This window comes from Marinobacter sediminicola (assembly GCF_031157525.1).
Taxonomy (GTDB): domain Bacteria; phylum Pseudomonadota; class Gammaproteobacteria; order Pseudomonadales; family Oleiphilaceae; genus Marinobacter; species Marinobacter sediminicola.
Genome location: NZ_JAVIXR010000001.1, coordinates 334,755 through 360,783, shown reverse-complemented (window position 1 = coordinate 360,783; position 26,029 = coordinate 334,755). Strand labels below are relative to the sequence as shown.

The 26,029-nt window shown below is 54.3% G+C and carries 23 protein-coding genes and 1 pseudogene; 10 read left to right on the top strand and 14 right to left on the bottom strand.

The genetic code is table 11. The features are described 5' to 3' along the window. Positions 1-15: 15 nt before the first annotated feature. Together guaA and guaB are read right to left on the bottom strand one after the other, a co-directional pair. Positions 16-1,593: a glutamine-hydrolyzing GMP synthase gene (gene guaA / locus RG807_RS01605; protein ID WP_309043282.1), complete on the bottom strand. Its 1,578-nt coding sequence runs from the start codon at positions 1,591-1,593 to the stop codon at positions 16-18. A gap of 62 nt (positions 1,594-1,655) precedes the next feature. After that, positions 1,656-3,119 (bottom strand): IMP dehydrogenase, encoded by a 1,464-nt coding sequence (guaB, locus tag RG807_RS01600; protein ID WP_309043281.1) that lies wholly within the window; start codon positions 3,117-3,119, stop codon positions 1,656-1,658. Positions 3,120-3,342: 223 nt separating this feature from the next. Here guaB and xseA point away from each other — a divergent pair, with 223 nt between their 5' ends. The 3 genes and pseudogenes from xseA to RG807_RS01585 all read left to right on the top strand — a co-directional run bounded on the left by xseA (position 3,343) and on the right by RG807_RS01585 (position 6,994). Then, a complete protein-coding gene (gene xseA, locus RG807_RS01595) occupies positions 3,343-4,698 on the top strand; it encodes an exodeoxyribonuclease VII large subunit (protein WP_309043280.1) in 1,356 nt (451 codons plus the stop codon). A gap of 107 nt (positions 4,699-4,805) precedes the next feature. Continuing rightward, positions 4,806-6,683 (top strand): annotated as a pseudogene (locus tag RG807_RS01590) (propionyl-CoA synthetase); the annotation flags it as partial. A gap of 101 nt (positions 6,684-6,784) precedes the next feature. Beyond that, complete coding sequence (locus RG807_RS01585; RefSeq protein WP_200200918.1) at positions 6,785-6,994, top strand: cold-shock protein; 210 nt, start codon at positions 6,785-6,787, stop codon at positions 6,992-6,994. Positions 6,995-7,076: 82 nt separating this feature from the next. Here RG807_RS01585 and leuA read toward each other — a convergent pair whose 3' ends face one another. Then, the gene (gene leuA / locus RG807_RS01580; RefSeq protein WP_309043279.1) at positions 7,077-8,783 is read right to left on the bottom strand and encodes a 2-isopropylmalate synthase; all 1,707 of its coding nucleotides are present in this window, start codon (positions 8,781-8,783) and stop codon (positions 7,077-7,079) included. 146 nt (positions 8,784-8,929) lie between these two features. Here leuA and RG807_RS01575 point away from each other — a divergent pair, with 146 nt between their 5' ends. Both RG807_RS01575 and RG807_RS01570 read left to right on the top strand, forming a co-directional pair. After that, positions 8,930-9,427 carry an Lrp/AsnC family transcriptional regulator gene (locus RG807_RS01575; RefSeq protein WP_309043278.1) on the top strand — a complete coding sequence of 166 codons (498 nt, stop codon included), beginning with the start codon at positions 8,930-8,932 and terminating at the stop codon, positions 9,425-9,427. Between the two features lie 99 nt (positions 9,428-9,526). Next, positions 9,527-11,257, top strand: a complete 1,731-nt coding sequence (locus RG807_RS01570) for a proline--tRNA ligase (protein ID WP_309043277.1) — start codon at positions 9,527-9,529, stop codon at positions 11,255-11,257. Between the two features lie 92 nt (positions 11,258-11,349). Here RG807_RS01570 and murB read toward each other — a convergent pair whose 3' ends face one another. The 9 genes from murB to RG807_RS01525 form a co-directional block, all read right to left on the bottom strand. Further along, on the bottom strand, positions 11,350-12,378 hold the full coding sequence (gene murB / locus RG807_RS01565; RefSeq protein WP_309043276.1) for a UDP-N-acetylmuramate dehydrogenase: 1,029 nt from the start codon (positions 12,376-12,378) through the stop codon (positions 11,350-11,352). Next, positions 12,375-12,854, bottom strand: coding sequence for a low molecular weight protein-tyrosine-phosphatase (locus tag RG807_RS01560; RefSeq protein WP_309043275.1), 480 nt, complete (start codon positions 12,852-12,854; stop codon positions 12,375-12,377). Before RG807_RS01560 ends, murB begins: the two co-directional genes overlap by 4 nt. After that, positions 12,851-13,666 (bottom strand): 3-deoxy-manno-octulosonate cytidylyltransferase, encoded by an 816-nt coding sequence (gene kdsB / locus RG807_RS01555; protein WP_309043274.1) that lies wholly within the window; start codon positions 13,664-13,666, stop codon positions 12,851-12,853. The genes RG807_RS01560 and kdsB overlap by 4 nt, the downstream gene beginning before the upstream one ends. A gap of 27 nt (positions 13,667-13,693) precedes the next feature. Then, on the bottom strand, positions 13,694-13,882 hold the full coding sequence (locus RG807_RS01550; RefSeq protein WP_309043273.1) for a Trm112 family protein: 189 nt from the start codon (positions 13,880-13,882) through the stop codon (positions 13,694-13,696). A gap of 19 nt (positions 13,883-13,901) precedes the next feature. Continuing rightward, entirely contained in the window at positions 13,902-14,939 is a 1,038-nt protein-coding gene (gene lpxK, locus RG807_RS01545) for a tetraacyldisaccharide 4'-kinase (protein ID WP_309043272.1), read from the bottom strand. Next, positions 14,936-16,714, bottom strand: coding sequence for a lipid A export permease/ATP-binding protein MsbA (gene msbA, locus RG807_RS01540; RefSeq protein ID WP_309043271.1), 1,779 nt, complete (start codon positions 16,712-16,714; stop codon positions 14,936-14,938). Before msbA ends, lpxK begins: the two co-directional genes overlap by 4 nt. Then, the gene (locus tag RG807_RS01535) at positions 16,711-17,136 is read right to left on the bottom strand and encodes an ExbD/TolR family protein (RefSeq protein WP_309043270.1); all 426 of its coding nucleotides are present in this window, start codon (positions 17,134-17,136) and stop codon (positions 16,711-16,713) included. Before RG807_RS01535 ends, msbA begins: the two co-directional genes overlap by 4 nt. A gap of 5 nt (positions 17,137-17,141) precedes the next feature. Beyond that, entirely contained in the window at positions 17,142-17,768 is a 627-nt protein-coding gene (locus RG807_RS01530; RefSeq protein ID WP_309043269.1) for a MotA/TolQ/ExbB proton channel family protein, read from the bottom strand. A gap of 72 nt (positions 17,769-17,840) precedes the next feature. Then, a complete protein-coding gene (locus RG807_RS01525; protein WP_309043268.1) occupies positions 17,841-20,246 on the bottom strand; it encodes a DNA internalization-related competence protein ComEC/Rec2 in 2,406 nt (801 codons plus the stop codon). An 83-nt stretch (positions 20,247-20,329) separates the two neighbouring features. On the opposite strand from RG807_RS01525, the gene RG807_RS01520 reads away from it, so the two are divergent. After that, a complete protein-coding gene (locus tag RG807_RS01520) occupies positions 20,330-20,875 on the top strand; it encodes a DUF2062 domain-containing protein (RefSeq protein ID WP_309043267.1) in 546 nt (181 codons plus the stop codon). Here the strand turns inward: RG807_RS01520 and lolD are convergent. Then, positions 20,863-21,552 carry a lipoprotein-releasing ABC transporter ATP-binding protein LolD gene (lolD, locus tag RG807_RS01515; RefSeq protein ID WP_309043483.1) on the bottom strand — a complete coding sequence of 230 codons (690 nt, stop codon included), beginning with the start codon at positions 21,550-21,552 and terminating at the stop codon, positions 20,863-20,865. The two genes, RG807_RS01520 and lolD, sit on opposite strands and share 13 nt — an antisense overlap. Before the next feature lie 13 nt (positions 21,553-21,565). Beyond that, positions 21,566-22,807, bottom strand: coding sequence for a lipoprotein-releasing ABC transporter permease subunit (locus RG807_RS01510; RefSeq protein ID WP_298447601.1), 1,242 nt, complete (start codon positions 22,805-22,807; stop codon positions 21,566-21,568). Positions 22,808-22,931: 124 nt separating this feature from the next. Between RG807_RS01510 and RG807_RS01505 the strand changes: the two genes are divergently transcribed. The 4 genes from RG807_RS01505 (at position 22,932) to RG807_RS01490 (ending at position 26,024) form a co-directional block, all read left to right on the top strand. Next, on the top strand, positions 22,932-23,519 hold the full coding sequence (locus tag RG807_RS01505) for a PilZ domain-containing protein (protein ID WP_309043266.1): 588 nt from the start codon (positions 22,932-22,934) through the stop codon (positions 23,517-23,519). Between the two features lie 86 nt (positions 23,520-23,605). Next, positions 23,606-23,929 (top strand): hypothetical protein, encoded by a 324-nt coding sequence (locus RG807_RS01500; protein ID WP_309043265.1) that lies wholly within the window; start codon positions 23,606-23,608, stop codon positions 23,927-23,929. 110 nt (positions 23,930-24,039) lie between these two features. Further along, positions 24,040-25,092, top strand: a complete 1,053-nt coding sequence (locus tag RG807_RS01495; protein WP_309043264.1) for an agmatine deiminase family protein — start codon at positions 24,040-24,042, stop codon at positions 25,090-25,092. After that, positions 25,089-26,024 (top strand): carbon-nitrogen hydrolase, encoded by a 936-nt coding sequence (locus RG807_RS01490; protein ID WP_298447609.1) that lies wholly within the window; start codon positions 25,089-25,091, stop codon positions 26,022-26,024. Before RG807_RS01495 ends, RG807_RS01490 begins: the two co-directional genes overlap by 4 nt. Positions 26,025-26,029: the final 5 nt, after the last annotated feature.

The following is a 26,029-nucleotide window of genomic DNA, read 5'->3' as shown; positions in this document are numbered from 1 at the left end:
TTGCAGGCTCCAGACTCATTCCCACTCAATCGTCGCAGGCGGCTTGGAAGACACATCATAAGTCACCCGTGACACACCGCTGATCTCGTTGATAATGCGGTTAGACACAGTCTCCAGAAGATCGTACGGCAGGTGCGCCCAGCGAGCTGTCATGAAATCAACGGTTTCAACGGCACGTAGCGCAATCACCCACTCGTAGCGACGGGCATCGCCCACAACACCCACCGATTTCACCGGAAGGAATACGGCAAACGCCTGACTGGTCTTGTGGTAAAAATCTGCACGGTGCAGCTCTTCAAGGAAGATGGCATCGGCGCGGCGAAGAATTTCAGCGTATTCTTTTTTCACCTCACCCAGTATGCGCACGCCCAAGCCTGGCCCCGGGAACGGATGACGATAGACCATATCGTATGGCAGGCCTAGTTCGAGACCAATGCGGCGAACTTCATCTTTAAACAGTTCGCGCAGGGGCTCGACCAGCTTCAGCTTCATGGTTTCAGGCAGTCCACCCACGTTGTGGTGGGACTTGATCACATGGGCCTTGCCGGTTTTAGAGGCGGCCGACTCGATTACGTCCGGGTAGATGGTGCCCTGGGCCAGCCAGTTCACATCTTTAATGCGCGTGGCTTCTTCATCGAACACATCAATGAAGGTATTACCAATCACCTTGCGCTTTTTCTCCGGGTCGCTGACGCCCTTGAGGTTGGCAAGGAAAAGATCTTCCGCATCAGCGCGAATGACTTTGACACCCATGCTGTTGCCGAACATATCCATTACCTGATCGCCTTCGTTCAGGCGTAGCAGGCCGTTATCGACAAACACACAGGTAAGCTGATCGCCAATGGCCTTGTGCAGCAGTGCCGCAGTCACCGAGGAGTCGACGCCACCCGACAAGCCGAGCAGAACCTTGTCCGTACCCACCTGTTCACGAATTTTCGCTACCGCATCGTCAACAATCTTGGCAGGGGTCCACAAAGCTTCGCAGCCGCAAATGGACAGCACAAAGTGCTCAAGAATGCGTTTGCCTTGCAGGGTGTGGGTCACTTCCGGGTGGAACTGCAGCCCGTAAAGGTTGCGAGACACGTCTTGCATGGCCGCAATCGGCGCGCTTTCGGTTGAAGCCAGCAGTTCAAAGCCTTCCGGCATAGCCACAACCTTGTCGCCATGGCTCATCCACACGTCGAGCAGGGAATCGCCCGTTACTGTCAGGTGGTCAGTAATGTCTTGCAACAGTGGGCCTTTGGCGCGCACTTTTACCTGAGCATAGCCAAACTCACGCTTTTCGGAACTGGCAACCCGGCCACCCATTTGCTCGGCCATGGTCTGCATGCCGTAACAGATGCCCAGTACCGGAATGCCGCGATCAAACAGCCCGTCCGGGGCGCGCGGGCAATCCAGCTCTGTCACCGATTCAGGACCACCGGCCAGCAAAATACCCTTCGGGTTGAACTCTTTCAGTTCTTCATCAGTAATATCAAATGCGCGAACTTCGCAGTAAACACCTACTTCGCGCACACGGCGTGCAATTAGCTGAGTGTACTGAGAACCAAAATCCAGAATCAGGATACGGTGGTCGTGAATGTTATTGGCCATAGAGTCCTCGAAAAAAATAAGCTGTGCGGCCCAGATCTGAGCCGCACTCAGGCAGTCTGTTCTCAGCTAACGCGGTAGTTTGGCGCTTCTTTGGTGATGGTGACATCGTGCACGTGGCTCTCACGCATGCCAGCACCGGTAATGCGAACAAACTTGGGCTTGGTGCGCATTTCAGGCATGTTGGCGCTTCCTGTGTAGCCCATGGATGCCCGCAGACCTCCAATCAGCTGATGAATGATATTGCGCATGGGGCCTTTGCAGGCAACACGGCCTTCGATACCTTCCGGTACAAGTTTTTCAATACCTTTGCTGGCATCCTGGAAGTAACGGTCGCTTGACCCCTGCCCCATAGCGCCCAACGACCCCATACCACGGTAGGCTTTGTAACTACGACCTTGATAGAGTTCGATTTCGCCAGGCGCCTCATCGGTGCCCGCCAACAAGCTGCCGATCATCACGCAGTGTGCTCCGGCAACAATAGCTTTGGAGATATCACCGGAGAAGCGTACACCACCATCAGCAATGATAGGGATATCACGGTCTTTCAGCGCTTCGGCAACGCTGGATACAGCAGAAATCTGCGGTACACCCACGCCGGCAACAATACGGGTAGTACAAATGGAACCCGGGCCTATGCCTACCTTAACAGCATCCACTCCCGCGTCGGCCAAGGCGATAGCCGCTTCCCCAGTGGCAATGTTACCGCCGATCACCTGAAGATCCGGATAATGCTTTTTAACCCAGCGAACGCGCTCGATTACGCCTTTTGAGTGGCCGTGAGCTGTGTCTACAACAATCACATCCACGCCGGCATCAGCCAGAGCAATAATGCGTGCTTCGGTGTCGCCGCCGGTGCCAACCGCAGCGCCCACTCGCAAGCGCCCCTGGCTGTCTTTGCACGCCATCGGGTAGTCTTTCGACTTTTGAATATCTTTAGCGGTAATCAGGCCACGAAGCTGGAATTCCGCATTAACCACCAACACTTTTTCAATGCGGTGGCGATGCAATAGTTCTTTGACTTCGTCCAGGCTTGCGCCTTCTTGCACCGTCACCAGTTTGTCTTTCGGTGTCATGATCTGGTGTACAGGCGTATCCATGCTGCTTTCAAAACGAATATCGCGACCAGTCACTATGCCAACCAGCTCAGTGCCATCAACCACAGGCAAACCGGAAATGTTGTTGGCCATGGTGATTTCCACCAACTCGCGCACTGTGTTTTGCGGGCTAACAGTAATCGGATCTTTTACTACGCCACTTTCAAACTTCTTCACTCGGCGTACTTCGGCAGCCTGATAGTCCGGGCTCATGTTTTTGTGCATGATGCCTATGCCACCTTCCTGGGCCATGGCAATTGCCAGCTCTGCATCGGTTACCGTATCCATGGCCGCAGATATCAGAGGGATGTTCAGCGTAATATCCCGAGTAAGTTTGGTGCGGAGATCGACTTGGTGTGGCAAAACCTCGGAATAACCGGGCACCAATAGAACATCATCAAATGTGAGAGCTTCTTCGACAATTCGCAGCATTGGGATCGGCCTTTTGAACGTGCTAAATTTAAACCCTACGAACAGCACCGATGAATAAACAGGGTGCAGTCGCAAAGTAAAATGCGTAATCGGCCTATTATAAAGAGGTGTAGCAGGTCAGTAAACTGCACAATTTCCTGTCATTTACCGCATGCTTTTGAAATTCCAGTAATTTACACTCATATTATTCGGCTATTGCGTATAAGCCGGTTAGGAGTTTTTGGTGAAAAACGTGTTTCCGGACACCCGGCCCCGGGCGCTCTCCGTCAGCGAGCTGAACCATCAGGCCAGACACCTACTGGAATCCAGCTTCATGCAGGTGTGGGTTGAGGGTGAACTGTCAGGCTTTTCCCGGCCTTCCTCCGGGCATTGGTATTTTTCCCTGAAGGACCAAAAGTGCCAGATTCGCTGCGCCATGTTTCGGGGGCTGAATCAGCGCATTCGCCCCCTACCAAAGGAAGGCGACCAGGTTCGTATTCGCGGCAAAGTTACCCTGTACGAAAACCGGGGCGACTTTCAGATTATTGTTGAACATTTGGAACCCGCCGGCCTTGGCGCACTGCAACAGGCGTTTGAAGAGCTAAAGCATAAACTGCAGTCAGAAGGCTTGTTCGAGGTGGGCCGTAAAAAACCGATCCCGACCTTGCCTGCCCATATCGGTGTTGTCACCTCCCCTACCGGCGCCGCCATACACGATATTCTCACCGTTCTGGCAAGGCGCTGTCCCGCCATACCAGTCACCCTCTACCCCACAACCGTGCAAGGCAAGCCGGCTACAGCGGAAATTGTTCGAGCGATAGAGATGGCGCAAGCTCACGGTGTGGCCGATGTTCTGGTTATAGGGCGCGGTGGTGGCTCTCTGGAAGATCTCTGGTGTTTTAACGAAGAAGCCGTAGCCCGAGCCATTGCAGCCTGTGCCATACCCACGGTCAGCGCCGTTGGCCACGAAACAGACGTCACCATTGCCGATTTTGTGGCGGATCTGCGAGCTCCGACACCATCGGCCGCTGCAGAAAAAATTTCCCCCGACCAAAACGACATGCTCCGACAGGTGAATGATCGAGAATTCCGCTTGGCTAATGCCGCCAGACGCGCCCTCCAGCGCCTCAGCACAAAACTGGAACACCTTTATGCACGCTTGCGTGACCCAAGACGGGAGCTGCTGGAGAAGGCCCAGAGGCTGGATGACCTGGAGATGCGCCTTGGTAAAGCCATAGCGCAACGCATGGATCGCTCCCAGGTGCGAAGCACGCATCTGACCCAACGGCTTGCCATGCAATCCCCCCGCAAACAACTTGCAAACAGCCGCGAAGCGCTTGATCGCTCTTCCTTGCAACTGGGCAAAGCCATGGAGCGAATCCTGGCAAAGCTTCAGGACAGACTGGAACACACCGCAGGCACGCTCAACGTTGTAAGCCCATTAGCCACGCTGGGGCGAGGGTATGCCATCGTTCGCGATGATCAGGGCTGCATCATCCGCAACGCAGCAGACCTTGCAGCTGGCGATCAAATCTCCACAAGGGTTGCAAACGGTACAATTACAGCCGAAGTAACATCCGTGAGCCAAGGAAACGACTAACCCCGAAACCCTTTCGACTAATCCGATGGTCTACTGGCTCACTGCTTCAAAGCGCCTAAAGTTGGACAACTGACAACAAAAATTCCAGCAGGTACTACGAGGCAGATTGTATGAACTACAACTCAGAGTTCCGGAGATCGATTGATAAGCCGGAAGAGTTCTGGCGTGAAAAGGCAGGCGATATTGACTGGATACAGTCGCCTGGGGCCATCTGGAAAGCTACTGATAATGGTCATGGACAGTGGTTTCCTGACGCAACTCTAAATACGTCTGACGTAGCCCTCGATGCCAACATACGAGCTGGGCGGGGGGATCAAAAAGCCCTCATCTACGATTCACCGGTAACGGGCACCAAGTGCAGTTACACCTATACGGAACTGACCAATGAAGTTGCACGCTTTGCCGGCGCTCTAACAGCTCAAGGGGTCGGCAAGGGCGATGTGGTGATTATCTACATGCCGATGATCCCAGAAGCCGCCATTGCGATGCTGGCCTGCGCCCGCATTGGAGCGGTTCACTCAGTAGTGTTTGGCGGGTTTGCGGCCCACGAACTCGCAGTAAGAATTGACGACGCACAGCCGAAAGCAGTGATTACAGCCTCCTGCGGTATAGAAGTGGCGAAAGTCATCGAGTACAAGCCACTAGTGGACAAAGCCATTGAACAGGCGTCCCACAAGCCTGATTTTTGTGTGGTGTACCAGCGTCCTCAGGTGAAGGCAAAAATGCAGGATGGTCGTGACCACGACTGGAGCGACTTGATGGTCAGCGCTGAGCCGGTCGATCCGGTTCCCGTAAAGGCAACCGATCCGCTTTACGTTCTTTACACCTCCGGCACCACCGGCAAGCCCAAAGGCGTGGTAAGAGACAACGGCGGCGATGCCGTGGCCCTGAAATACAGCATGAAACTGGTTTATGACGCCAACCCGGGCGACGTGTTCTGGGCAGCCTCAGATGTGGGCTGGGTAGTCGGCCACAGCTATATTGTGTACGCCCCGCTGTTTGCTGGCTGCACGACCATACTCTACGAAGGCAAGCCGGTTAGAACCCCCGATGCCGGGGCATTCTGGCGAGTTGTGCAGGAGCACAACGTAAACTTGCTGTTTACCGCTCCAACGGCGTTCCGGGCTGTACGCAAGGAAGATCCAGAGGCTGATCAGCTTTCGCGCTATGACATTAGCTCTCTGAGAAGCATCTATCAGGCTGGTGAACGCTTGGATCCCCCAACCTACGATTGGCTAAGGGAGCATACTCAACTCCCCATACTGGATCACTGGTGGCAGACCGAAACCGGCTGGGCGATTTGCTGCAACCCGGTTGGCATTGAAACCATGCCTACCAAGCCGGGTTCGGCAACCTTTCCGTCACCGGGCTACAACGTACAGGTTGTTGACACTCGCGGCAGCCAGGTGCCCGCCGGCGAGCAAGGCCAGATCGCAGTCAAACTCCCACTTCCACCAGGATGTCTGGTTACGGTTTGGGGTGATGATCAGCGCTTCCAGAGCAGCTACCTCAACCTGATACCTGGCTTTTACACCTCAGGCGACGGTGGTTACGTAGATGAAGACGGCTATATCTTCGTGATGGGCCGAACTGACGATGTAATCAACGTTGCCGGTCACCGGCTCTCTACGGGTGAAATGGAAGAAGTGGTTGCCTCTCACCCGGCGATAGCAGAATGCTGTGTGGTAGGTGCCCAGGACGACATGAAGGGCCAGGTCCCTCTCGGCCTGGTGCTTGTCAAAGACGGTGCAACCATCGACCACGACGAGCTGGAAGAAGAGCTGGTTGAGATGGTGCGGGAGAAGATTGGCGCAATTGCCTGTTTCCGCAGAGCCCTCGTGGTAGACCGCTTACCGAAAACCCGCTCTGGAAAGATTCTGCGTCGGGTTATCCGCCAGATCGCTGATGGCGAGGAATATGCGGTTCCAAGCACCATCGATGACCCGGCAATTCTCGAGGAAATCAGTGAGCAGCTCCGCCGCTGAGATTGATGTTGACGACCTTCAAAGTCGGTCTATACTCAATTTGCTGTGGAAAATCTTCAGTGCCCCGTGGGGGGAAAATCTCAGAGATACAGGAAAGTTCAATGTCAGATACAGTAACAGGAACGGTTAAGTGGTTTAACGAAGCCAAAGGTTTCGGCTTTATTGCTCAGGATGGTGGCAGTGACGTTTTCGTACACTACAGCGCCATTACCTCAAGTGGTTTCCGCACACTGACAGAAGGTCAGCAGGTGCAATTCACCGTAACACAGGGCCCTAAAGGCCCTCAGGCGGAAAACGTAACACCTGTTTAAGGCGTTATTTTTCCTCCCTCTGCCCCTCACGGGTATGAGACCCAACACTAAGCCGGCCTTTGTGCCGGCTTAGTGTTGTTGATCAGGCGCTTATAGCGCCTTCGGTATTTTTCTCAGACTTACCTTCCATCGATCCAACAGCTCCGACTGCCTGGGCAACAGCTGAAAACAGTGCTTGCAGCGTTGCAGACGTTGTATCTTCAGCTAAAGCAGCTGCGCTGCAATGCATATCTCCGGCTGTCAGGCGTATGCAGGCGAGCGCATTGGCACGGGTACCTTCTCCCAGCGCAAACTCATCGTAAGCTTCTACCGCTATTGCCAACCCGAAACGTTTCTCCAGCGCGGCAGAAACTGCTTCCACCGCCCCCAGTCCTTGTCCCTCAAGCCGTACAGGTGCAGACTCGCGACCAAAGGTTACCTCAGCGTGCACGCCCTGCTCATCTCTGCGCAGATCATAGCCGCGCAACGCCCAGTCATCGTGAACGTTCAGGTAGCGCTGATCAAACAAGTTGTGGATGGCCATAGAGTCAATCTCGCCACCGTTCGTTTCTGCCGCTTGCTGGACCACCTTACTGAACTCGATTTGCAACCAGCGTGGCAAGCTGATGTTGTAGTCCCGCTCAAGGACATAAGCCACTCCGCCCTTACCCGACTGGCTATTGATACGAACAACCTCTTCGTACCGGCGACCCAAATCAAACGGATCAATAGGCAGGTAGGCCACATTCCATGCATCGCCCTCTTTTCTCAGAGCCAGGCACTTGCGGATGGCATCCTGATGGCTACCGGAGAAGGCTGTGAACACCAACTCACCTGCGTAAGGATGGCGCGGATGGGTAGAGATTTCGGTGCAGGCTTCTACAACCTCGGTAATTTCCGCCATGCCCGACAAATCCAGCATCGGGTCAATGCCCTGGGAGTAAAGGTTCATCGCCATGGTCACCAGGTCCATGTTGCCTGTGCGCTCACCGTTACCCATCAGTGTACCTTCGACACGATCGGCACCGGCCATCACTGCCAGCTCAGCCGCAGCTACACCACAGCCTCGGTCGTTGTGGGTGTGAACGCTGATACTGATGTGTTCCCGGTGGCGAATGTTGTCGCACACCCATTCAATCTGATCCGCGAACACGTTTGGCGTGGACATTTCTACGGTTGCAGGCAAGTTGATGATAACTGGCTGCCCTTCATCCGGTCGCCATACCGCAGATACCGCATCAATAACTTCAACGGCAAAGTCCAGCTCAGTGCCAGTGAAACTCTCAGGAGAATACTGGAACGTCCACTCGGTTTCCGGGTGCTGGGCAGCCAAATCTTTAACCACCTGCGCGCCGTTAACTGCGATGTCGCGAATGCCCGCACGATCCAGCCCGAACACCTGCTCCCGCTGCACCGTTGAGGTAGAGTTATAAACGTGAACGATGGCGCGCTTGGCGCCTTTAAGCGCTTCGTAAGTGCGCTCGATCAACTCAGGGCGCGCCTGGGTGAGAACCTGGATTTTCACGTCCTCTGGAATCCGGTTTTCGTCAATCAGTTTGCGGCAAAAATCAAAATCCGGCTGACTGGCGGCCGGAAAGCCGATTTCGATTTCCTTGAACCCGAGCTTTACCAACAGATCGAACATGCGTTGCTTCTGGGCAACATTCATGGGCTTAACCAGTGCCTGGTTACCATCGCGAAGATCCACCGCGCACCAGGTTGGCGCTTTTTCGATAACCTTGTCAGGCCAGCGGCGGTCAGTTTTAGCGATCGGCTGGAAGGGCACGTATTTGCGATGATCAAAAGCCATGTTTGTTGTACTCCGTAGCGGTTCGGGTGTTTCCGGTAAGAACACATAGTTTAACCTGTTCCCATCAGCAGGTGATTGCGAATTCAAACCCGAAAGCGTAATTTTAGAGATAATCATTCCCCCAAAACCTATTTGACGGCAATTTTATGCTTCAAAACAAGCAAACCCTCATACAAATTGACAAAATAGATCGACGCATACTGGCTCAAATACAGAAAGACGCCTCATTCACTAATCAGCAACTCGCGGAGAAGGTGGGTCTATCCCCCTCCCCTTGCCTGAGGCGTGTTCGCGCTCTTGAGGATGCCGGAATTATTGTGCGAACTGCAGCTGTGCTGGATCATAAAAAGCTGGGACTGTCCCTGACGGTGATCCTTCTCATCGGAATGGACAGGCACACCCCTGAACGATTTGCATCGTTTGAAGAGCAGGTAAACGAATATCCGGAAATTCTGGAATGCTATCTGGTTACCGGTCACGATGCCGACTATATGCTCAAGGTGGTGGTACCGGATATGGATCACTACCATCACTTTTTGCTGAACCGCATTACCCGAATTCAGGGAGTTAGTGGCGTTCACTCAAGCTTTGTTCTCAAACGGGTGATCGACACTACGGCCCTGCCCTTAGGCTATTTGTCCTGATACATGGCTGGCAATCTGTACCTTGTGCCGCAGGCTCCGTACAATAAACGCCACTTTACGAAACACCCTTCTACGAAACATCAATGAACGGAAACCACAATGCGAGCAAGCCGTTATCTGATTGCAACCCAGAAAGAGACACCGTCTGACGCGGAGGTTATCAGCCACCAATTAATGCTGCGTGCAGGTATGATTCGAAAGCTGGCAGCCGGCCTTTACACCTGGCTACCCGTGGGCCTGAGAACCTTGCGCAAGGTTGAACGGATTGTTCGTGAAGAAATGGACAAAAGCGGCGCCCAGGAAGTTCTGATGCCCGCAGTTCAGCCAGCGGAACTTTGGCAGGAGTCTGGCCGCTGGGAAGAATACGGCGGCGAACTACTGCGAATGAACGACCGACACGGGCGTGAGTTCTGCTTTGGCCCTACCCACGAAGAAGTCATCACTGACCTGATCCGCAATGAGCTGAAAAGCTACAAGGAATTGCCGGCTAACTTCTATCAGATACAAACGAAGTTCCGTGATGAGCGCCGTCCACGATTTGGCGTTATGCGCGCCCGTGAGTTCATCATGAAGGATGCCTACTCCTTCCACGTGAATTCTGAATCCCTGGATGAGACCTATCAGGTAATGCACCGCACCTATTGCGCTATCTTTGACCGCCTGGGCTTGAACTATCGCCCGGTACAGGCTGATTCAGGCGCCATCGGTGGCAGTGCCTCCCATGAATTCCACGTACTCGCCTCATCCGGTGAAGACGACATTGTGTTCAGCACTGAAAGCGATTACGCGGCCAACATTGAAAAAGCCGAAGCCGTGGCCCCGGCAGGCGAGCGCACATCTCCGGGTGAAGAGCTGAAGGAAGTTGCTACGCCGGATCAGCGCACGATTGAAGCTATCTCCGAATTCCTCAGTATTGACGCTACCCGCACGGTGAAAACCTTGCTGGTTAAAGCGCAAGCTGATGAGGAAGGCAATGCTGGCCTGATCGCCCTGATATTGCGTGGCGACCACACGCTGAACGAGATAAAAGCAGAGAACCTGGAAGGCGTAGCAGAACCCCTGACCATGGCCACCGATGAAGAGATTGAATCCACTATCGGCTGTAAAGCCGGCTCCATCGGGCCGGTAAACCTGAATGTGCCAGTAATTGTGGACCGCAGCGCAGCGCATCTTGCAGATTTTGTGTGCGGCGCCAACAAAGAAGGCTACCACCTGACGGGTGTTAACTGGGAGCGCGACTTGCCCCTGGGCCGGGTTGAAGATATCCGGAACGTTGTTGAAGGCGATGCCAGCCCGGATGGCAAAGGTACTCTGGAGATCCGCAGAGGCATTGAAGTTGGCCATATTTTCAAGCTGGGCAACAAGTACAGCACCGCCATGAACGCGACGGTACTTGATGAGAACGGCAAAACCGTGATCATGGATATGGGCTGCTATGGCATTGGCGTATCCCGCATCGTAGCGGCTTCTATCGAGCAAAACCATGATGACAAAGGCATTATCTGGCCGGATGCGATTGCGCCCTTCCAGGTGGCCATCGTTACGCTGAATGCCCACAAAACCCCTGCGGTGGCGGAAGCTGGCGAGAAGCTCTATGAGCAATTGCAGCAGGCTGGCTACGATGTACTACTGGACGACCGTAAAGAGCGCCCGGGCGTGAAGTTTGCCGATATGGAGCTGATGGGTATTCCCCATCGTTTTGTTATTTCTGATCGTGGGTTAGCGGCCGGCACTTTGGAATATAAGGGCCGCAGAGACGCTGACAAGCAGGACATTGCGATTGAAGAAGCTCTGCCTGTTCTTGCCAAGGCATCACCACAGAAAGGCTGATAAAAGCAGAAGTGACCAAGCTGGGTTCAAGGCCTGAAGAATGGCCTTGAGCTACTGTCAGCATGTGTGGGGCTGGAAGTTGCTTGAGGCTGTCAGCCCCCTACAATTCCTGGCTCCATCTCCAAAGCTACACCAAAACGTTCCTGCACCGACTCGCGAATATCTGAAGCCAGTTCCAGTACATCCTTCCCTGTTCCGCCAGAATGATTTATCAAAACCAGTGCTTGCCGGTTATGAACACCCACCGTAGCATTCCGATAGCCTTTCCAACCGCATTGATCAATCAGCCATGCTGCCGCCAGCTTTACGGCCTCAGTCTGCGGATAGCCAACCACGTTCGGATACATGGCTTGCAGCTCTTCAAACTTTCCGACGGGTACCACGGGGTTTTTGAAAAAACTGCCTACGTTAGGAATCATCTCAGGATCTGGCAATTTCCGACGGCGCACCGCCATCACGGCTTCAGCCACGGCCAGTGCGTCCAGATCCTTAGAGGCAGCATCCCCAAAGTATTCTTCCAGATCGCGGTATCCTAGCTTTAGGGGTTTGATACGGGACAAACGGAGCCTGATCTCGGTAATGATGTAACGCCCAGGCGAGCGTTTGAACAGGCTATCCCGATAGGCAAAGCCGCAGTCTGCGTTATCAAGACAAACCAGTTGGTCAGATTCGCGGTCCCAGGCTGTTACGGAAATCAGCGTATCGCATAGTTCTACGCCGTAGGCACCTATATTCTGCACTGGCGCCGCTCCGGCCGTTCCAGGAATAAGCGCCAGGTTCTCTATACCCTTGTACCCGGATCCAGCTGCATAGAGAACCGCCCCATGCCAGTTTTCTCCAGCTCCCAGAACCAACGTAGCGCCTGTTTCGTCCACATGCTCCCAATAGCGGGCTGCTATTCGTACACGAATCACCAGGCCGTTAAAGTCTCCGGCAAAAACCAGATTACTGCCACTTCCGAGGACCAGTGTCTGGTGGTCGTTTTCATGGGCCCATGCCAGTGCGCTGCGCAAGTCATCCAGGCTTTGAGCATCCATGTAGTATCTTGCGGTAGCGGACACGCTCAGGGTGTTGAGCTTCAAAAGCCCCACGTTCTCCTGAAGTTCCGCTCCAAAACTCACGACATGCGCTCCTGAATATCCCGTAGCAGGCCCTCGCCGGCATCCTGAATCAGATCAAGCACATGTTCAAAACCCTCTTCACCACCATAATAAGGGTCAGGAACTTCAGTGAGATCTGAGCTGCCGTATTCCAGAAAAAGCGTCGGCTTAGTGCCGCCATTCTGGTGCCATATATCCTTTACATCGGCCAGATTCTGACGGTCCATTACGATTATATAATCGAAGGTATCCAGATCTTTTTCAGTAAACTGGCGCGCTTCAAGGACACTAATATCAACGCCACGGTTGTTGGCAGCTGCAATTGAGCGCGCATCTGGCCCCTTTCCTATGTGCCAGTTACTGGTTCCGCAGGAGTCGATGTAAACCTTGTCCTGCAAGCCAGCCTGCTGCACCAGCTTCCGAAACAGTCCTTCTGCCGTTGGCGATCGGCAAATATTGCCAAGACACACAAAAAGGACACTGACCTGCATGCTCATGCCTTACTTTCTCCTGTTTCAACCGATTTAGCCATCCAGGCTCTTACCCGCTGTAAATCAGCCTCTGTATCAACGCCCGCTGGTGGTGTTCCCGCGGCTACTTCAATATGGATGCGGGCACCGTTATACAATGCTCTTAGCTGTTCCAAAGACTCGGCCTGCTCTGTTGGCGCTGGCGCCCAGGACACAAACTGGCTCAACACCCGCGCGCGATAACCGTAGATGCCAATATGGCGAAAGTACCCGGTACCATCTTTAAGGGCCGCCGCCGCATTGGGTGACGCAAGATTGTCTTTACCTATACCGCTCCAGTGATCCCGCGCCCAGGGAATAGGGGCGCGGCTAAAGTAGTGGGCCATACCCTCTGCATCAAACACAACCTTCACAACATTGGGATTGAACACCTGTTCGAGGTCATGGAGCCGCTCGCAGAGTGTCGAGATTGCCGCATCCAGGTAGCGCTCCAGGTTGACTGCCACCTGATCAATCAGCTCGGCGGGGATCAGGGGTTCGTCTCCCTGCACATTCACCACACGGTGGTCTGGGTCCAGGCCCAGCTTACGTACCACCTCTTCAAGGCGGTCGGTACCACTAACATGGTTGGGGGAAGTCATGACAACTTCAGCGCCAAAGGCTTCACAGGCGGCCTGAATACGCGAATCATCCGTAGCAACAACTACGCGACTTGCCCGGCTTTCCGACGCACGCTCACACACGTGCTGAATCATGGGTTTGCCGGCTATATCCAGCAGCGGTTTGCCAGGTAACCGGGTAGAGGCATAACGAGCCGGAATCACTACCGTAAAAGACATGGGGATTCGATCCTGCAGAGAGCCTGCTCAGCTTTTGTGAAGACGTTCGTCGGTGCTTAGAGTGCGCGCTTCAGTGGCCAGCATAACCGGAATACCCTCGCGGACAGGAAACGCCATGGCGTCCGCAAAGCACGTCAGTTCGGTTTTTGCTTCATTCAATTTCAGCTCGCCCTTGCATACCGGGCAGGCAAGCAGAGCCACGAGTTTTTTGTCCATAGTGCTATCTCACTGACAGTTAGGAAGCAGGCGCTCCGGAGCTCGCCCGCAATTTTTCAAGAACAGCTGCTTTAAACGCCTCAGGCAACACTGCCTCAACATGGAGCACCCAGGCATTATCCGGTGCAAAACTGCTGCATTTGACGCCATCTTTGGCCGTCATCACCAGCATGTGACCCGCCTCGGAGCCAAGATCTTCCGGGCGGAAGCGATGATGATCGGGAAAAGGCACAGCAATTAACTTTGCCCCCAAGCCTTTGAGCGTATCAAAAAAACGTGTGGGGTTTCCTATGCCAGCTATGGCCCGAAGTTTTTGGCCCTGCAAGCTTTCGGGTGAGCGGGTTTCACCGGTTTTGAGGTTGACCAGGCGCGTTGGCTGAAGTCTCATGGCATACATATGTGGGTGCTTAAGGCCCGCCAGTACTTCCGGAGACACCTGGCCCGCTTCGTCGACAGAGGTTGCGCCGTTAACGATCACAAAATCAACCGTATCCAGCCGACTTACTGGCTCACGCAGTGGACCCACAGGTATCAACGCACCGTTGCCTATTCCACGTGCAGCATCAAACACTGATAACTCAACATCCCGTGGTAGCTTGTAGTGCTGCAGGCCGTCATCGCTGATCAACACATCGCCTAGCGCATTATCGAGCACGAACGCCGCACCCCTGCGCCTATCCGGGTCAACAACCACGGGTACGCCGGTTGCCTGAGACAACATAACTGGCTCATCCCCGGCAAGTGACGGCAAGGTGTCCGGGGTTACCAACAATGGGTGCTCAGACGCGCTGCCACCGTACCCACGGCTAAGAACGACAGGGTGCCAACCCTCAGCTTTCATAATGCTGACCAGCCAAGCTGTTAACGGGGATTTACCCGTACCCCCGGCTGTGATGTTACCCACCACCACAACCGGAACCGGTAGCTTTTCGGTATAAGCCGTCATCGCTTTGCGCCGCCGCGCTTCAGCAATGGCCCGGTAAAGCCATGAAAACGGTGACAACAAGACCAAAGGACGACCTTTGCCATACCAGAGGCGATCTACCAGGGATGTCATGAGTGCTCGCTGAATTGCATTTGGTGCAACTGGGCATAAGCGCCTTTCTGTGCGAGTAGCTCTTCATGGCGCCCCGATTCAACAATACGACCGTTGTCCATAACCAATATTCGGTCTGCGCTCTCAATGGTTGAAAGCCTGTGGGCAATAACCAACGTGGTTCGGCCCTGAATAACGGTTTCCAATGCTTTCTGTATGTGACGCTCAGACTCAGTATCCAGAGCGGAGGTGGCTTCATCCAGAATCAATATGGGCGCATCTTTCAACAAGGCCCTGGCAATCGCCAGCCTTTGCCGCTGACCACCTGAGAGCATCACGCCATTGTCACCAATCATGGTGTCGAGCCCTTCAGGCATTCGGTCGATAAACTCCAATGCATGAGCTTTGGCCGCCGCTTCACGAATTTCTTCCCGACTGCAGTCCCGAAGCGCACCATAGGCAATATTGGCCGCAATAGTATCGTTAAACAGCACCACGTTCTGAGTCACCAGTGCAATCTGGCTTCGCAGTGCTTTAAGGGAGAAGTCTTTGAGGGAGCGCCCATCAATGCGGATATCGCCACCGGTATATTCATAAAACCGGGGCAGCAGGCTCACCAAGGTTGATTTACCGCTGCCAGAGCGCCCGACCAGCGCCACGCTCTGACCCGCAGGGATATCAATGGAAATACCTTCCAATACATTATCGAGCTGATCACGGTAGCGAAACGCGAGATCATCAAATTCAATGTTGCCTTCCACACGGTCAGGCGAAAAGGTACCGGGGTCCTGCTCCGGGGCCTCGTCGATGGTTTCAAACACATCGTAGGCCGCTGCCACACCCTTCTGAATTTGCGCGTGAACCGAGGTCACCTGACGAATCGGCTTGGCCATGGTGGTGGCGGCAGTAATGAAGGCCACCAACTGCCCTGTGCTCATCTCACCTCTAATTTCCGGGGACAACATGGTCCAGACCAACGCAGCTATTGCCACGGCCACCAACGTCTGAATCACCGGCACGCTGATTGCCTGGGTAGAGGCCATCTTCAGGCTTTGCTTCAGATTTCTATCGTTAACCTTTTGAAAACGCTGCTTTTCGTATTCCACACCACCAAACGTTCGGACAACCCGATACCCGGTGATGGACTCAGAGGCCACGTGGGTTATGTCGCCCATAGAGCCTTGAATGCGCTGGCTGATTTTGCGGAATCGCTTACTGGCGTAACTCACAACTGCCCCAATCAGTGGCCCAACCGCCAGAAATATCAGAGTCAACTTCCAGTTGGTATACAGCATAAAACTAAGAAGACCGACAATTGTAAGGCCTTCCCGCAAGGTTATGGTGACGGCATTTGTGGTGGCTTCCGCCACCTGCTCTACGTTAAAAGTCAGTTTGGAAACCAACCTACCGGCAGCATTTTCGTCAAAGTAACGGGATGGCAGAGTCATCAGGCGGTTGAACACATCTGTGCGAAGGGAGTTGATAACCTGTCGGCCGACGTAGCTGATGAAATATTGGCTTAGAAACGTCCCGATTCCACGGAAGGTAAACATGCCTATGATCAAGGCTGTCAGCAAAATCCGGTTTTGTTCAGTGGGGTTTTCGATGGCCGCGATAACATATTCCATCGCAGCGGCCATCCCCGTGGAGGCAGCCGCGTAAATGATGTTACCAACAACTGCAAGCGAGAACGCCAACCAAAACGGTTTTACATACGCAAGTAGGCGCTTGTAGGTCTCCCAGCTTTCGCCGGGTTTAACCGCTTGGGGTTCTGGTGGCGGTACGGCTTGGCTCACTGGGTTTCGGCCTCACGTTCTGTCGTAATACTCAGCTTGGCAAAACCAAGGCGCCCCGCAACATCCATAGCTCTGACCACATATTCATGGGGAGTCCGGGCATCTGCCGTAATCACGAATGGTAAGGCGGTGTCGCCTTCAGCCAGCTCACTCACCCCCCGTTCAAGCGTCTCACGGCGATTATTCACGAGCGCTTTATCGTTAAGGATATACTGGCCTTCAGCATTGATAACAACATCTATCTGCTTCACTTCGGATGCTGCAGACGGCTCGCCGCTGGCTTCTGGCAGCACCACCTGAAGGTGGCTTTCCCGGGTGAAAGTCGTTGAGACCATAAAGAAAATCAGCAGCAGGAACACCACATCGATCAGCGGCGTCAGGTCTACCCCAACTTCCTGGCTTCTCTGGCGTGTGAACTTCACGGCGTTCAGGCCCCTTCTACGTCGATTTCACGATCACCGTGAACAACTTCAACCAATTTGATGGCTTCTTGCTCCATACCTACCACCAGCTCGTCTACTCGCCGGATAAAATAGCGGTGACAAATCAGAGCAGGAATAGCAATGCTCAGTCCCGCTGCGGTGGTTATCAAAGCTTCGGAGATGCCGCCAGCAAGATTGCCGGCATTACCCACACCGGCAAGCTGGATTTCAGCAAACACCTTGATCATGCCGATCACAGTGCCAAGTAGGCCCAACAAGGGTGTTATGGTTGCAACGGTGCCCAGAGGGTTCAAAAAGCGTTCCAGCTCATGAATTACCTGGGTAGCCTCATGCTCAATACTCTCCTTCATAATCTCACGGCCATGCTTGGCATTCATGAGACCCGCCGCAAGAATACGACCCAAAGGTGATGAGCCTTGCAGTGCCTTCAGCTTGCGACTATTAAGCTCTTTTTTCTTGATCCAGCGCCAAAGTTCATTAATGGTCTGAGTCGGTGCAACACGTGACGCACGAAGCGTCCAGAAACGTTCCAGAATAATCGCGAGTGCCAGAATGGAACAGGCAATAATTGGCACCATGAGAATGCCACCAGCTTTCAACAGCTCGAACACGCTTGATCTCCCTGATTGTTAACAAGCCGCGCTACTTTAGCATAGCTGCAGGTCGAGGCCACACCCGCAATGTCACGGTATTTCACACTTGGCTCTGGTAAGGCCCGGGCCGCCAATCCAGAAGGGTACTGAGTGGCGGGCTTCTGTCGTTTTTACAGCGCCATTATCCACGGCCAACACCAGCCCGCCCGAACATGCCGTGTTAAACGCTGTGGCGCCTCCGCTCCGGTAGCGTGCGGTTACATCCCTGTGAGGATGTCCATATCGATGCCGGTAGCCGGCCGTATAGATCACTATGTCAAGCTTCAATTCCTCAACCCAGGCACTGGACGACGACGTTTTACTGCCATGATGCGGCGCAATAACAACGCGCTCACGGGGCTGACTTTCAGCCCGAAGGTTTCTGGACACTTTCAAATATTGAGCCTCGATAGGTGAACTGATATCGCCCGGAAACAGCCATTCCGCGGCGTGGCCCTGCCGGGCAGAAAGAACACAGGATGCATCATTGCCTTCGACCCTGCCCCCGGCACGCCAGAATGAAATCAACAGCTCACCTCCCAGTACCTCCTCGCCCGCACATCCAAGGACACTCACAGCCTCGGCATGCTCCAGCTTGGCACGAACAGCAGCTGGCTCACCGGTTACGACACGACCAACATCAAATTGCTCAAGGATCTGGCTGATCCCGCCGGAATGATCACCATCGGCATGGCTTATAACCAATGTATTGATGCGTTTTATCCCCAAGGCTTTGAGATTGGGTATCAGCACAGATTCCGCAGCTGAAAACACGCCTTTCACTTCAGGCCCTGTGTCATAGAGCAACACCTGGTCGCCCGCCCTCAACATAGCAGAGAGGCCTTGCCCAACATCCCAAACTCTGACTTCAGGCTGTGCAAGGCTTGGATTACCGGGCTTACCCGGAAAACTCGCGGCAACCCCCCAGCTCGCCAAAATAACTATCCCAACCGCCCGAAATGTCCGAATGGGCACCAATACAACCAACAACACCAACAAGGCAAACGCGACAATTTCAAAGGTGCTGCCATGAAGATCGGGCCAACTCATGCTGGCGACCACGCCAAGAAAGCTCCACAGAACTCCAAGCAAGGCATCCATCAACGGAATAACCAGATCGACCAAAGCCGGAAACACCGCGACAGCAATCCCACCTACGAGAAGCACCGGCATAAGTACGAGGGAAACCCAAGGGATAGCAACAATATTCGCGAGTAATCCCGCAACTGGCTGCCCCTGGCCTACCAGCTCAAGTAGCGGCCAAAGCCCGGCAAATACGGCTCCCTGAGCAATAAACAAGCCGGCCAGCCACCCTGTACCACCCAGGCGACCCGCAAACGTACACATGAGAATAGAGACGGCTCCAAACGACAGCCAGAACCCTTGATCCAGCGGAGCAAACGGATCGAACAGAAGCACAAGCCCAAGCGCGATCACAAGCGACTGCCAAACAGGCACCTGCCAGGCGTTCAGCAAAAACCAGCTACCGACCGCCACCATAATCAAGGCTCTGCGTGTTGGCACCGTGAACCCTGCCGCCAATGCATACAACAGACTACAAACAAGCACTACACTAAACACTGATACGCGGACGGATCGCTCACTGAACCGGGTAGAGGACACTGCCAATAGAACACGACGTGTCGCGAACCCTGTGCCCAGAGCAACCAACCCCAGATGAAGACCCGATATAGCAACCAGATGAATGGTTCCTGTCGCTTTTAGAACGCCCCAGTGCTCCGATGACAAATGGCCGCGGTTGCCAATCAGCAATGATGCAATCAACGGGTGGTGGCGGGCCTCGGCAAACTGCCTGTCTACCCATTCCGCCAGCTGGGCGTGAAGGCGATGATACCGGCACTCTAGCGCGCAAACGACGGATGGATCCGGAATCGCACTGCGCACGCTGCCTGTTGCGCGATACCCCTTTCGGAACAACCAGTCTTCGTAGCGAAACCCCTCGGGGTTCAGCGTACCGTGGGGCTGCTTCAGGACTACCTCAAGGCGCAGGCGATGATCCGGGAGCATAACTTCACGCTGACCATACCAAGCCAGACGCAATGTTGTGGGGAGTGAATCGTAGGCCTCTTGGGTTAGTGAAAGCCCGTACCAACGAGTCACGCAAAAGCTGAAGCGGATGCTGTTAAAGCTGCCGGCTGATGGAAGATTGCAGATATAACCTGAAACCTTGGCTCGCTCGCCCTCTAGGCCCTCGGGGAGCCCGTGCCCCAGGCGTTCACTGGCCCACATGGATGCCCAGGCGATACCCAATGCCAGGCCAATCACAAGCGCCCAAACCGATCCAGGCAACAACCTGCGAACGGGCAAAAACCACAATAAAGCCGGGACTATGGCCAGGAGCTGGCACACTTGAGCTGGCAACACCGCCAATCTATAAAGTAAGATGACGCCGCAGGAAAAAGCGAAAACGCCTATTGCTGTAGAGCTTCCGGACAATCCTTGTCCTCCCGATGTCTTTATCCGTCGGCGGCTTCCTTGACGCCGGATGTTTCATTCTACTTGAAGGTAGAGCATTCCCAATGCCGAAGAAGTTCATGAAACGTTATCTGCCAACACCTGAGAAGGTGCAAGCGATGCAATCGCTTGGTTTTCTTGGCGATATCCTGCATGAACCCAACCTGTGGCATATCAACCGTCACAGTGTTTCCCGGGCTTTTCTGATCGGTGTGTTTTTCGCTTTGATCCCCATGCCCTTCCAGATGATTGCCGCTGCCTTCTTTGCCATCTGGCTCAACGCCAACCTGCCGCTATCCGTGGTGCTGGTCTGGATCAGCAACCCGATTACCATGCCCCCCCTGTTCTATTTCAATTACAAGGTGGGCGCCTGGGCGCTAAATCGGCCCGTTCTAAGTTTTGACCTACATCTCTCATGGTCGTGGCTCAGTGAGCGCCTGGTGGATATCGGCATCCCCCTCTACCTGGGATCGCTGATAGTCGCCACGGTTTCCGCATGTATAGCGTATCTGGCGATTCAGTTTATCTGGCGTCGGAAAATTCGCACCGATTGGCAACTGCGCCGCCGGGTCCGCAGAGAGCTCCGGCGTTCCCGCGATCAGACCTCCTGAACCAACCGACCTTGCTCAAGCCTAAGCACCCGCCCCAGACTCCGCGCCATTTTCATATCGTGAGTTACCATGACAAACGCAATCCCCAACTGATCCCTCAAAGATTCTATAAGTGCCCGAACCCCTTCACCCGTGTGCTCATCAAGGTTGCCCGTGGGCTCATCCATCAACACACAATCCGGCTCGTTCACCAGCGCCCGGGCTATAGCAACACGCTGACGCTCACCGCCAGATAGCTCCCCAGGCTTATGTTCAAGACGCTCTGCCAGCCCAACCCTTTGCAAAATTGATTGCGCCCGGGCGCGGGCATCATTAACGGCCATCCCGCCAAGCGCGCAGGGCATCATGACGTTCTCAAGTGCAGTGAACTCTGGCAGCAGATGATGGAACTGATACACAAACCCCAGATGACGATTACGGAAACGGGCCCGACCTGATTCGGACAGGCGATGGATATCCTTGCCACAGATCGAAATCTGCCCGGTAGACGGCTTGTCGAGCCCGCCAAGGAGATTAAGCAGCGTTGTCTTGCCGGCACCACTACTCCCTACAATCGCTACCGTTTCGCCGGCTGTAACTTCCAGCGATATGTCGGAGAAAATTGTCAGCTTTTCCGGCCCCTGTGTGTAGGTGCGGGTAACCTGACGGCAGTCGATCACCAGAGGCGTATCCTTCATGGCTTCAGGTTCCTTATTCATATCGAAGAGCCTCCGCAGGATCCACTCTCGACGCTCTCCACGCCGGGTAGATAGTCGCCAACAAACTCATAGCAAGCCCTGCACCGCTGATTATGGCTACGTCATTCCATTGCAGCTGGGAAGGCAAGTAACTGATGAAATACACATCCGCACTCAGGAACTGCTGCCCAAGGGCGCCTTCAAGCCAGGAAATAAACGCACTGATATTGAGGGCACCCAAGACGCCAAGCGTGGTGCCAATCAGAATGCCAAACACACCGATGACCGCCCCCTGTACGATAAAAATCCGCATGATGTGCCCGGGCGTTGCGCCCATGGTACGGAGAATGGCGATATCCGCGGTTTTATCGGTCACCACCATCACGAGTGTGGACACGATGTTGAACGCCGCCACTGCCACAATAAACATCAGCAGTAAGCCGATCATGGTTTTTTCCATGCGAATGGCCTGGAACAGGTTTCCGTGGGTGCGGGTCCAATCTGAAATGTAATAACGGCCAGAGAGCTCTCTTGCAGCCTCTTCTGCAACCTTGGGGGCAGCAAAAAGATCATCAACCAATAGCCGAACACCCTGCGCCTTACCTCCGGTTCGCATCAGCTTCGCCGCATCATCCATGTGAATCAGCGTGTAATTGCCATCGAGTTCTGCGCCAACACTGAAAACGCCTTTTACGGTAAACCGTTTGAGGCGGGGCAGCACGCCGGCGGGGGTAACTGAAGCCTCAGGCAGCACCACGGTCACTTTATCGCCTAGCTGCAAACGCAAGCTCGCCGCCATGGTACGGCCCACAATAATGCCAAACTCACCGGAAACCAGATCGTCCAATTTGCCTTCAATCATGTGGTTTTCGATGATGGAGACAGAACGCTCTTCCTCCGGAAGTATGCCGTTGAGCATAACGCCCCGCACTTCACCACCGCCGGTAACCATGCCCTGCCCCTGAATGAACGGAGCCGCAGCCAGAACTCTCGGGTGCCGCTGCACCTGAGCATCCACTGATTCCCAGTCTGCAATCGGCCCACTGCCCTGAATGATTGCATGGGGTACCATGCCCAGGATGCGCTGCTTGAGCTCACGATCAAAACCATTCATTACGGACAGCACGATAATAAGTACGGCCACACCAAGCATCAGCCCGATCATGGAGGTGAGGGATATAAAGGAAATAAAATGATTACGCCTTTTGGCCGCGGTGTAACGCAAGCCGATATAAAACGATAAGGGTCTGAACATGGAGAGGTGCCTGTCGCTACCTTCAGATCGGTCGTGGTCTGGAATTCCCCTCGCAGCCTTTCAGTGCGGTGGGAAACTGCTAAACTTTTACTACTGGCTGAAATCCTTGCTCGCGGAGCCCTGAATGCACACCGAAGATACGCCTTTCGAACCGACAGACAATCTACCTGAGCGTCGGGAATTTTTCCGCATCGAAGACCGGATTGGCCTGGAAGTCCGGAAGCTGTCGCACTCAGCCGAGTTTAGCGACAACCCTTTCAACGACGACCATATCGAGACGCTGAAAGCAGACTTCAGACGACTGGATCAGGACATCAAATCTCAGCTCGCCAGTCTTGCCGACCAAGACCGCCTGCTTACCGGTCTGGTAAAGTCCTTGAATGGGAAGCTGGATACGCTAGCGCGCATTATGGCCTTTCAGCAAAATCCCTTGCAACCGGAGGACTGGCAAGACGTAACTCTGAGCGAGGGTGGTCTGGCCTTTTCGGGGAGCCCACAAGCATGGCAAACTGGCGATAAGCTTGCAGTCCGCATGACTTTGCCGCCAGAACTATTCCAGCCCCGAGCCGTGGCACAGGTTTTGGATGTGCAGGCCACCGAAACAGGCAGAGCAAGGGTTCATACGGGCTTTATCCAGATACAAGATGGGGATCGTCAGCAAATCGCCAGACATGTGATGCGTTGGCAGATTCGTCAGCGCCAAAAAGAGTAGACTGGCGAAAACATGTGACTTTTGCCTTTAATTCTCGGATATTACGTTTTATCCATGTCTCCGGAGTGCTTGCCGGAGGCTCAAGTATGAGTGGAGAACGATCAATGACAATGAAGCGAGTCCTGACCAGCACCCTGGTATCGGCACTATTTATTATGGCTTTCGCCCCGGTTACCGGCGCACTTGCGGAAGAACTCCGTGTACCTGTAGGCAGCCAAGCAGACAGAAGCGACCAAAGCGTGCCCCGGGTAGGTACCACACAGGCTTCGGTAAAAGCCTCATGGGGCCAGCCAGCTTCCATTGAGGGTCCTATCGGCCATCCGCCGATCAGCCAGTGGAATTACGGTAATTTTGTGGTCTATTTCGAAAATGATCGTGTCATACACTCGGTCCTGACACCTCAGCGCTGACATTTTTCGACACGGTGTTCTTCCCGCCCACCTGTTCAGGGCACACATTCAGACGACATGCCGCCTTTTTTATAGAATGGCGGCTTTTGCAATTTTAAGGTGACTGTAAAGTGACATCCCTACGCGTGTTGCCCGCTGAGTGGGCACCCCAAAGCGCCGTTGTACTTACCTGGCCTCACCCGGGTACCGACTGGGCAGGGATTATTGATGAGGTAGAGCCCGTATTTCTGGAAATTGCCCGCTCGGTTCTCTATTTCCAACATCTCGTAATCAGCTGTGAGCACGTGGTTCGACTGCAAGACCTTGAGCGCGAGCTAAACGCCTGGGCCAGCCAACAAAACCTGCCCGGACGGGTGCGCGCTGTCCCTGCGCCAGCAAACGACACCTGGGCTCGCGATCACGGCCCGATTACCGTAATAACCGATGGCGAGCCCACCCTGCTGGACTTTCGTTTCAACGCCTGGGGGGGCAAATTCCCCTGGGAGAAAGACGATGCACTCAACCGTCATATTGCGAATTTTGGAGTGTTTGGTACTACCCCCATGCAAGCGGTGGACTTTGTCCTGGAGGGTGGCTCCATCGAATCGGATGGTGAAGGCACCTTACTAGCCACCAGCGAATGCCTTTTGACCCCCTCACGCAATGCCTCCATGGACCGCGGTGCCATTGAGCAGCTGCTGACTGAAATGCTGGGGGCAGATCGGATTCTGTGGCTAAACCATGGTTATCTGGCCGGCGACGATACTGACAGCCATATTGATACTCTGGCCCGCTTTTGCGCCCCGGACCATATCTGCTACGTGGCCTGCCCGGACGTGGCAGATGAGCATTACAGTGCCCTCGCAGCCATGGAAGAAGACCTTCAGGAGTTCCGCCAGCGGGATGGTTCGCCCTACAAGCTCACAGCACTCCCCTGGCCTGACCCGGTATTCGGTGACGAAGGCGAACGCCTGCCAGCCACCTACGCTAACTTTCTGATCATTAATGGCGCGGTGCTATTACCTGTATACGATGTACCTCAGGATGAAGAAGCCACTCGAATTATGAGCGGGATATTTCCTGACCGGGAGATAATCCCGATTAACTGCCGCCCCTTGGTCAAACAGCACGGCAGCCTGCACTGCGTCACCATGCAGATCCCGGAAGGAGTTGTCACGCTATGAGTCATAACCCCGGCAGAACCCGGAATTCAAGCCAGCTTGTAGTAGCTGCAATTCAGCAGGCGTGCAGTGAAAACAAAGCCGCCAGCCTCGCCACCTCCGAAATGCTGATTCGCGAAGCGGCCGCCGGTGGCGCTGAGTTGGTTATTCTGCAAGAGCTTCACGCAACCCAGTATTTTTGCCAAATCGAAGATACAAGCATATTTGACCTGGCCGAACCCATTCCTGGGCCCACCAGCGAAAAGCTTTCAGACCTGGCTCGGGAACTGAACGTCGTTATTGTGGGCTCTGTGTTTGAGCGACGCATGAACGGTGTTTATCATAATACCGCTGTGGTCATCGAGACCGATGGGGCCATTGCTGGCCTGTATCGCAAAATGCACATTCCGGACGACCCGGGGTTCTACGAGAAATTTTACTTCACCCCGGGTGATGCCGAGTTCAACGACGGCCGCAGCGGGTTCTCCCCCATCGAAACCTCGGTAGGTAAGCTTGGGGTTCTCGTTTGCTGGGATCAGTGGTACCCGGAAGCGGCACGCCTGATGGCGCTCGCCGGCGCCGAAATTCTGATTTACCCCACCGCCATCGGCTGGGACATAACAGACACTCCGGATGAGCAAGCCCGTCAACTGGAAGCCTGGGTCACCGTTCAACGGGGCCACGCCGTGGCCAACAACCTCCCGGTAGTTGCGCCCAACCGGGTAGGCACTGAACCGGATCCCACCGGGCATTCCGACGGTATACTCTTCTGGGGCAATAGTTTTATCTGCGGTCCTCAAGGCGAGTTCCTCGCCCGGGCCGACGACAGCAGCGAATGCATATTGAGTGTCACCCTTGATCGCCATCGCACTGAATCTATTCGTCGCATCTGGCCGTACTTCAGAGACCGTCGCATCGACGCCTACGGCGACATTCTAAAAAGAGTGAGGGACTGAACCCG

Excerpts from the sequence above, each read along its gene's own strand:
- guaA (WP_309043282.1), bottom strand. The coding sequence starts at position 1,593 with ATGGCCAATAACATTCACGACCACCGTATCCTGATTCTGGATTTTGGT.
- guaB (WP_309043281.1), bottom strand. The coding sequence starts at position 3,119 with ATGCTGCGAATTGTCGAAGAAGCTCTCACATTTGATGATGTTCTATTG.
- RG807_RS01585 (WP_200200918.1), top strand. The coding sequence starts at position 6,785 with ATGTCAGATACAGTAACAGGAACGGTTAAGTGGTTTAACGAAGCCAAA.
- leuA (WP_309043279.1), bottom strand. The coding sequence starts at position 8,783 with ATGGCTTTTGATCATCGCAAATACGTGCCCTTCCAGCCGATCGCTAAA.
- RG807_RS01575 (WP_309043278.1), top strand. The coding sequence starts at position 8,930 with ATGCTTCAAAACAAGCAAACCCTCATACAAATTGACAAAATAGATCGA.
- RG807_RS01570 (WP_309043277.1), top strand. The coding sequence starts at position 9,527 with ATGCGAGCAAGCCGTTATCTGATTGCAACCCAGAAAGAGACACCGTCT.
- RG807_RS01560 (WP_309043275.1), bottom strand. The coding sequence starts at position 12,854 with ATGAGCATGCAGGTCAGTGTCCTTTTTGTGTGTCTTGGCAATATTTGC.
- kdsB (WP_309043274.1), bottom strand. The coding sequence starts at position 13,666 with ATGTCTTTTACGGTAGTGATTCCGGCTCGTTATGCCTCTACCCGGTTA.
- RG807_RS01550 (WP_309043273.1), bottom strand. The coding sequence starts at position 13,882 with ATGGACAAAAAACTCGTGGCTCTGCTTGCCTGCCCGGTATGCAAGGGC.
- lpxK (WP_309043272.1), bottom strand. The coding sequence starts at position 14,939 with ATGACATCCCTGGTAGATCGCCTCTGGTATGGCAAAGGTCGTCCTTTG.
- RG807_RS01520 (WP_309043267.1), top strand. The coding sequence starts at position 20,330 with ATGCCGAAGAAGTTCATGAAACGTTATCTGCCAACACCTGAGAAGGTG.
- lolD (WP_309043483.1), bottom strand. The coding sequence starts at position 21,552 with ATGAAGGATACGCCTCTGGTGATCGACTGCCGTCAGGTTACCCGCACC.
- RG807_RS01510 (WP_298447601.1), bottom strand. The coding sequence starts at position 22,807 with ATGTTCAGACCCTTATCGTTTTATATCGGCTTGCGTTACACCGCGGCC.
- RG807_RS01505 (WP_309043266.1), top strand. The coding sequence starts at position 22,932 with ATGCACACCGAAGATACGCCTTTCGAACCGACAGACAATCTACCTGAG.
- RG807_RS01500 (WP_309043265.1), top strand. The coding sequence starts at position 23,606 with ATGAGTGGAGAACGATCAATGACAATGAAGCGAGTCCTGACCAGCACC.
- RG807_RS01490 (WP_298447609.1), top strand. The coding sequence starts at position 25,089 with ATGAGTCATAACCCCGGCAGAACCCGGAATTCAAGCCAGCTTGTAGTA.